This window comes from Corallococcus terminator, assembly GCF_003611635.1.
GTDB classification, from domain to species: Bacteria; Myxococcota; Myxococcia; order Myxococcales; family Myxococcaceae; genus Corallococcus; species Corallococcus terminator.
Genome location: NZ_RAVZ01000408.1, coordinates 1 through 7,598 on the forward strand (window position 1 = coordinate 1; position 7,598 = coordinate 7,598).

General features: G+C 68.0%; 7 protein-coding genes and 1 pseudogene. 1 reads left to right on the forward strand and 7 read right to left on the reverse strand.

Annotated features, from left to right (window positions below; genetic code table 11):
* From D7V88_RS36310 to D7V88_RS36340, 7 genes and pseudogenes are all read right to left on the reverse strand, one after another.
* A pseudogene (locus tag D7V88_RS36310) lies at positions 1-897 on the reverse strand (Tox-REase-5 domain-containing protein); the annotation flags it as partial.
* 402 nt (positions 898-1,299) lie between these two features.
* Positions 1,300-2,325: an Imm52 family immunity protein gene (locus D7V88_RS36315; RefSeq protein ID WP_158625236.1), complete on the reverse strand. Its 1,026-nt coding sequence runs from the start codon at positions 2,323-2,325 to the stop codon at positions 1,300-1,302.
* A complete protein-coding gene (locus tag D7V88_RS36320; protein ID WP_120545169.1) occupies positions 2,301-2,498 on the reverse strand; it encodes a hypothetical protein in 198 nt (65 codons plus the stop codon). Before D7V88_RS36320 ends, D7V88_RS36315 begins: the two co-directional genes overlap by 25 nt.
* A 50-nt stretch (positions 2,499-2,548) precedes the next feature.
* Complete coding sequence (locus D7V88_RS45410; RefSeq protein WP_341870749.1) at positions 2,549-3,313, reverse strand: immunity 52 family protein; 765 nt, start codon at positions 3,311-3,313, stop codon at positions 2,549-2,551.
* Between the two features lie 12 nt (positions 3,314-3,325).
* On the reverse strand, positions 3,326-4,657 hold the full coding sequence (locus D7V88_RS45310; protein WP_279636137.1) for a Tox-REase-5 domain-containing protein: 1,332 nt from the start codon (positions 4,655-4,657) through the stop codon (positions 3,326-3,328).
* Positions 4,658-4,963: 306 nt separating this feature from the next.
* Positions 4,964-6,580 (reverse strand): cell division protein FtsK, encoded by a 1,617-nt coding sequence (locus tag D7V88_RS36335; protein ID WP_120545172.1) that lies wholly within the window; start codon positions 6,578-6,580, stop codon positions 4,964-4,966.
* Between the two features lie 103 nt (positions 6,581-6,683).
* The gene (locus tag D7V88_RS36340; protein ID WP_120545173.1) at positions 6,684-7,079 is read right to left on the reverse strand and encodes a hypothetical protein; all 396 of its coding nucleotides are present in this window, start codon (positions 7,077-7,079) and stop codon (positions 6,684-6,686) included.
* Between the two features lie 284 nt (positions 7,080-7,363).
* Between D7V88_RS36340 and D7V88_RS36345 the strand changes: the two genes are divergently transcribed.
* Positions 7,364-7,598, forward strand: a 235-nt coding sequence (locus D7V88_RS36345) for a hypothetical protein (protein WP_147449013.1), incomplete at its 3' end; no start/stop codon positions are given.

Below are 7,598 nucleotides of genomic sequence, written 5' to 3' on the forward strand. Positions count from 1 at the left end.
CCCCAGCACGGATGCAGCCCGCCCCACCGGCACCGCCACGCGCTCAAGGCTCAGCGCCCCCTGCGCGGACAGCGACAACACCGGCACCGTGGCTTCTGTCCCCACCAGCGCGCCTGTCACCGAGCGCGTCGCGGAGGTCGCTGTGCCCTTCGTCACCAGCAGGCTCGTCGTCAGCTCGGCCACGGCCTGCACCTGCTCGCCGCGCGTCATGTGCCGGAAGCGCTCGAAGTACTCAGGCGATGACGCGATGAGCGCGACCACTCCCGCCGGCAGGTCCTTCAGCGCGGCGAGGCTGTCCCTCGGAGCGGTGAGCAACTGGCCCAACGCGAGCGCTAGCTTCACGAACGCAGCCTCGGCTCCATCCAACGTGCGGCTGATGAGGTCCGCGTCGTCGTACACCTCGACGAACACCGGGCCGTGCACGGGCGCCAACTGCGCATCCGCCAACTCGATGACGAATCCGTTGCTCACGTAGAAGCGGCCCAGTTCGAACGGGCCCGCCCGGAACGTGCCGTCCTTCCACTTCATGGCTCCGGCCTTCTGCTGCGTGCGTCCCGTCCACACCCAGGCCAGGTGGCCATCAGGCCGCAACACCGCCACCCGACGGAAGCGCTCCACCCGGCGCAGCAACGTGTCCCGAGACACCTCGCCTTGCTCCAGCACCTCGCGCAACAGGTGGCCCACCGCCATGCGCGCGGGGAAGGTGCCAAGCGTCACCGGCTTGCCCAGCAACACCGACAAGAGCCGTGCCGCCTGCGTGGGTGTGAGCGCACCTCCGGCCAGGGGCCGCTCATCCCGTTCCTCCAGCCCCGCCGACGTCAGCAACTTCTCCCAGCCATCCGCCTCCTGACTGCCGCGAGGTACCCCAGTCGTGCGAACAGGATTCGCGCCCGTCATGCCTCCGCGACGAGGCAGCCGTGCCGACCCCACGGGGTCCGTAACCAACAGTGGCGGGGCGGCGGGCACCTGGGGGGAGGCATCACTCGGCGGCGCTGAAGCAGGGCTGTTGGCCTCGTGAGGCGTGTAGCTCAGGCTCCGCCCCCGGTTGGACGCAGGCGTCAGCCCCGCGCAGCCGGTGACAACCATCGCAATGCACAACACCAAGGCCTCAACGCGCACGGTCCCCCCGGTCCAACGAAGCGAAGGCACCCGATCGCTGCGGCCCGTCCTTCTCAGGGAACAACAGCGTACCGCCCGTGCCCATCACCACGTAGAGAGTTCCCACAAGGGCTCGCCGCGGGAGCTGGGCCGTGAAATCGTGGCCCCCCTCCGGACAAGGGGCGCGGACCTGCCTGACCGTCAGGGCGAAACGGGCTGCATGAGTCCTGCTCCGGCCAGCAGCTCTCCTACCCGCTCGGCCAAAGCCATGTGCTCAGGGTTCGCGACTGTAAAGCGCTCGGGGGTCAAGGTGATCAGTGTCCCCCGCCCCTCGACAGGCTCGATGCGTGCAGGCGCAGGAAGAGGGGGCACCGCGCCGCGATGCCCCTCCAGGTACATCACCCACCCCACGCAGGGAGCGCCCCTGACGCCACGCTCGTCGAGCAACTTCCGATGAGCCTGCGATGTCGCCACGCCCCAGACCGGCTCCCACGCGACAGCAGCAGCACGCAACAGCCCTGCCAACACGTGAGCAGTCAATAACCGGTCCGCATTGGGTCCACGGCTCGGAAGAGTGATTGAGCAAGCATTACTCACCCTTGCCGCATGACTGCCGCAGGTCACAAGGAAGCCGCATGCATCGTGGTCAGCACCCACCCCATTCCAGCCATCCACTCGAAAGCCAATCTCCTCCACGACACGGTCCTTGCCAAGGCGAACGAGCTTTTCAAGCTCCGCCGGCTCCAGCCCGATGGGACGTGTCAGTGCGGCCTTGCGCGACCTGCCCGGCTGAAACCACTGGGCGAATGAGGGATCGACATCGCGCAAGCCGGTGAGAAAACGTCCCAGTCGAAGGGCGCATGCTTCCGGCGTTTCCTTCCTGGGACCCCAATAACTTCCGACATGGTAGGTCTCAGTCATGATTCCGCCCTGCTCACGGGAGGGAGGGGTGAAGACAACATCAATCCCCTCGACGCCATTGAGCCTGAACAACTCCCTGATGGCCCCGTCGTCTTCAGCTCGGCGACATGCCAGCGGATGGGCACGTCCGGTGGCGCTCTCGCCAGTTGCCGCTTGCTCGACGAGGGCCTTCGCGCCCGATTGCTGGAACCAGACCCTGGGCGTGAGGTTGTCGAGGAACTTGTTCGCATAGCCCGGCCCCTTGGCTTCGAGTAGCACACCGTCCGCGAAACCGTCGAACTTCAGCCCACCACCATCCTTGCCCACGCCGCCGACGTACCTGTCACCGTGTGCGTCGCCAAGGTCGCGGTGCCCTTCGTGACGAGGAGGTTCTTCGTTAGCTCGGCCACCTCCTGCACCTGCTCGCCGCACGTCTTGTACCGGAAGCGCTCGAAGTATTCGGGCGATAACGCGATGAGCGCGACCACCCCCGTGGGCAAGTCCTTCAGTGCGGCAATGCTGTCCCTCGGGGCCGTGCGGGGCCTGATGGTCAGGACGAGGTGGGCTGCATGAGCCCCGCGCTGGCCAGCAACCCGCGCACGCGTCGCGCCAGCGCGACGTGCTCGGGGTTGGCCACCGTGAAGCGCTCGGGGGTCAGGATGATCAGAGTACCCCGGTCCTCCACGGGCTCGATGCGCACGGGGGAAGGAAGCGGCGGCACCGGACCTCGTTGAGGAGAGAGGTAGGTGATCCAGCCCAGGGAGAAGGGCGCCGAGCCGGGCTTCGGGGACGCACTCTCGTACGCGTAGGACGTGGCGAACGCCCAGTCTGGCTCCCACGCCAGCACCATGCTTCGCACCACATCCGTCAGCACGGGAGCGGTCAGCACCCGATCAGCGTTCGCGCCACGCCCAGGCCTGGGCAGCGACAACACGCACACGTTGGAAGTAGCCCCAGAATAGTCCCCGCACTTGATGTTCAGATCCGCGTCATCGTAGGCGGATCCCCCATTATGGATCCCGATACGGAAGCCCAAATCCTCAAAGACAGGCCCACCGTTTTCCCGGTTGACGCCTCGCCGGAACATCTCGGTGAGAGTGGGCGCATCGGGCGGCATGAGTGGGTGTTGGCGCGCGTTCTTCCGCGACCTGGCGAACTTGTACCATTGGGCCAGAAAGGGATCACACGAGGCCAGCATGCCGAGGAAGAGCGCTGCTCGCTGGGCGCACTCTGGAGGTGACTCCTTACGCGGTCCCCAATAGGCGCCGACATAGTAGGTTTCAGGGTAGGTCTGGGACTCGGTCGTAGTTGTCACGGTATTCTCTTCTCAGAGCGCTGGAGTGTGCACGACCCTGATTCCCTCGACATTGCTGATCCGCAGCAGCCACTGAATCGCATCCGCAGCCTTCTTTTCCGCAACATGCCACTCGATGCGGGTGCCCATACCCTTGACCCTCCTGCTCTGTCGCTCGGCCTGCTCAACGAGCCCCCTGGCCCCTGTGTTCTTGAACCAGTACGCAGGCTCCAGGCCATCAAAAAACTCGGCATAGCCTGGCCCCTTCGCCTCCAGCAGCACCTCGTCCTTGAAACCGTCGAACTTCACGCCGCCGCTGTTCCTGCCCACGCCGCCGACCCAGTAGGCCTCATCCGCCGAGTGCCCCGAAATCTGCTCCTGGTAGCGCCGGGCTCGCGCGGACATCGACTCCTCGGCGGGCCCCCACTTGCCGGGCCCAAGAGGCGGAGTCGCCGTGTTGGCCCGCTGAAGCAGGATGGCCGCCCCAGGCCCGCCCCCCAACACGGAGGCAGCCCGCCCCACGGGTACAGCCACGCGCTCGATGGTGAGAGCCCCCTGCGCGGACAGCGACAGCACCGGCACCGTGGCTTCCGTCCCCACCAGCGCGCCCGTCACCGTGCGCGTCGCGGACGTCGCCGTGCCCTTCGTGACGAGGAGGCTCGTCGTCAGCTCCGCCACGGCCTGCACCTGCTCGCCGCGCGTCATGTACCGGAAGCGCTCGAAGTACTCGGGCGATGACGCAATGAGCGCGACCACTCCCGCTGGAAGGTCCTTCAACGCGGCGAGGCTGTCCCTCGGAGCGGTGAGCAACTGGCCCAACGCGAGCGCCAGCTTCACGAACGCCGCCTCGGCTCCGTCCAACGTCCGGCTGATGAGGTCCGCATCGTCGTACACCTCGACGAACACAGGGCCATGCACGGGCGCCAACTGCTCGTCCGCCAACTCGATGACGAAGCCGTTGCTCACATAGAAGCGGCCCAGCTCGAAAGGGCCCGCGCGGAAAGCGCCGTCCTTCCACTTCATGGCTCCGGCCTTCTGCTGCGTGCGCCCCGTCCACACCCAGGCCAGGTGGCCATCCGGCCGCAACACCGCCACCCGGCGGAAGCGCTCCACCCGGCGCAGCAACGTGTCCCGAGACACCTCGCCTTGCTCCAACACCTCGCGCAACAGGTGGCCCACCGCCATGCGCGCGGGGAAGGTGCCAAGCGTCACCGGCTTGCTCAGCAACACCGACAGGAGTCGTGCCGCTTGCGTGGGCGTGAGGGCACCGCCGGACAAGGGCCGCTCATCCCGCTCCTCCAGCCCCGCTGCCGTCAGCAGCTTCTCCCAGGCATTCGCCTCTCCGCCACGAGGAGCCACGGCCATACGAACGGGATTCGCACCCGTCATGCCTCCGCGACGCTGCAACCGCGCCGACACCACGGGGTCCGTGACGAACCGTGGCGGCGAGGCCGACGCACGCGAAGCCCCATCCCCCGGCGGTGGCGCGGAAGAAGGGTTGGGAACATCACGGGCCGCATGGCTCAGGCTCCGGCCAGGCGCGGATGGCAGGGACGCGCAGCCGGTGAGGACCATCCCCAGGCACAACAACAAGGCCTCAACGCGCACGGTCCACCCCCAGGCCCATCGACGCGCAGGAGCGTCGCCCCAGCACGTCGTGGAGGTCCGCACTCAGGGCACTGTGTAGAGACCGATGACGTTCGGATCCAACGTGGAGCTGGAGATCCGCAGGCCAGTCGCTGCACTGACGCTCGTGAGGTCGGTCACGCCCAGGTCCGCCAGGGAGAACGACACAGCCCCCAGCTTCGACTTCGCAGAACCCGCCGGAGTGCCAGTGACACTCGCCACGCCGCCCGTGTAGTTGAGCGCCGCCAGCGAGGCGGCCGTGTTGCCAGCGGCCGTGGCGGTGAAGTCGCTCTCACCCAACGACAGCGAATACGTGCCCACCGCTTGGTTGGACGCGCTGATCAGCGTGACGGTCGTAGGGTCGCCCACCGCCGCGGAGGCCAAAGTGCTCTCCACGATGAAGAAGCGTGTCCTGGCGCTGAAGCCCGTACCGAACTGGAAGTGGCCCGACCCCACGTTGTTCGAGCCATCGTGCGCCCCAAGCCCTGAAGCCGCCGCGTTGGCGTTGGCGGGCACCGTCCCCAGCGAGCTGGGCGTATTCGTGCCCGTGACGCCACTGGCCGTCGCGCCCACCAGGTTGGTGAAGGTGCCCTCCGCCGTGGTGAGCGAGGCCAGTTGCGCACCGCCGGTGAGTTGGACCGGGGCCCCCGCCGTCACCGCGCCCGTGAAGGTCGCGCCCGTGACCGGCAGGCGCGTGCGGACTGTGACCACCGGGTCGGGCAGCGCCGCGATTTCATAGGCGATGCGGTGGAGGTTGCCCGCCTCGGTCGCGCTGATGCCCAGGTCGGCCGCCGCGCTGCCCGGGCCCGTCGCCAGGGCACGCGGGTCCAACTGCGTGATCTTCGCGAACAGCACCGCCGCCGACAGATAGCTGCCGTACTTGCTCGAATGGCGGCTGTCCGAAGCGCTCCACAGGTTGAACATCCCCGCGGAGATGCCATCCGCCGGATTCGGGTCCGCCAGGTTCTGGTCGACCGCGCGCAGGTAGCCATCGCCCACGCGGGCCACGCCCGTGAAGCCCAGCTCCCGGGACGCCTTGAAGTAGGCGTCGCGCAGGTCGGTCTGCATCGCTTGCAGCCCAGGCGTACCGGCCGGGTAGCCCTGCGCGCTGACGGAGGCCGGCGACGCCCAGGTCTCGTACAGGAACAGGTTCGCGGCGGGGTTCTTGGAGAGCACCAGCGAGCGCAGGTTGCGCGCGCCATCGGTGAAGGCCGTGGGCGAACCACCCCGCGCGGTGGGCAGCGGCGTCGTGCTCTGCTCCTGCAACACGACGGTGTTCCAGGTGGCCTGTCCGATGATCGCCGGCCGGTTCGCGTAATGCCAACCCAGGCCCTGCCCGCTGGCCGTCTCCAGGCTGACGTTGAACGACAGGCCCGCCTGCGTCGTCAGCTTCTTGAAGATGCCCGGGATGCCGCCCACGCCGGAGCCGTTCGTGTCCGTGACCGCAGCCTTGTTGTACGAATACGCCGGCTCCTCGTTGCCGTGCGTGAAGCTGTTGCCCACGAAGAGGATCGTGCCCCCGGTGACCGGGGCGATGGAGCTGCCCAGGTCCTCCGGCCCGGGCTCTGGCAGGGGCGCGCAGCTCGCATTGAGCGCGAGCACGCCCCAGGCCATCAGGCCCACCACGTGAGAGTAGACAGCGGGCAACGGCGAGGGGCGCATGACGTCTCCCTGTCGGGGGTTCGGGGGTGGCACTCGATACCGATTCGAGGATTCCCAAATGTAACAGGATAGACCGACAGATTCCCCCCAACGTCACCCGGGGCTACTGGCAGCAGATGATGTGCATGTCGGGGTGGGCCCACTGCGAGTCGAGGACGTCCGGCTTCAACTGCATGCGGCCCCACGGCCAGGCACCGACGACCGGCGTGGAGCAACTCACGTCGGCCGGCGAATAGATCGAGTAGGTGTTGTCCACCTTGATGGCCATGAACTTCGCGGCGGCGCAGGTCTTGGGGGCGTTCAGGTTCGCGGCGCAGATCTCGTTTCCGGTCATGCCCTGATAGGCCATGGGCACATAGGCCGGCTGGGAGCCGCTGGGGCAAAACGGGGCGACCACCGACCGGGGAAGGATGGTGCGCACATTCTCCAGTTCGAGGGCCGAAGCCTGGGTGGCGGTGAACGAGAGCGCGAGGGCTGCGAAGGTCAGGAGCTGCTTCATGGTGCGTATCTCCAGCGGGATGCGAGGGATTGAGTGGTTCGATGCGCTGTGTTGCGCGAATGACTGACATTGCACGGGGCGCGCCACGGCCCGCGCCTCCCGGCCGGAGGGGGCCTCCGAGGAGGCACGCCCGGCGTTGCCCCCCGTGGCGGAAGGAACGGCCCCCGGCGACATGTCGCCGACATGCCGGTGACATGCCGTGGGCTCCCGGGCTGGAAGCGCCCCCACCCCGGTCCCCGGACGGTTGCGGGTACGATGGGCGCCTTGCCTGGGAGCTTTGCCCGATGCGTCAGGATTTCGAGGCCGAGCTGCGGGTCGCCCTCGCGGAGGGCCTCCTCTCCGAGGAGGAAGCGCCGGCGCTGCGGGAGGAAGCCCGACGTCAGGCACGCGGGCCCCTGGCCCTGCTGCGGGAGCGGGGCCGCCTGTCGGAGGACTCACTCATGTCGATGCTGGCGCTGGCCCGGGGCGGAGCCTCACCCGGGTCGCCCTCCGACGCGCCCGACGCGACCGCCACCGTGG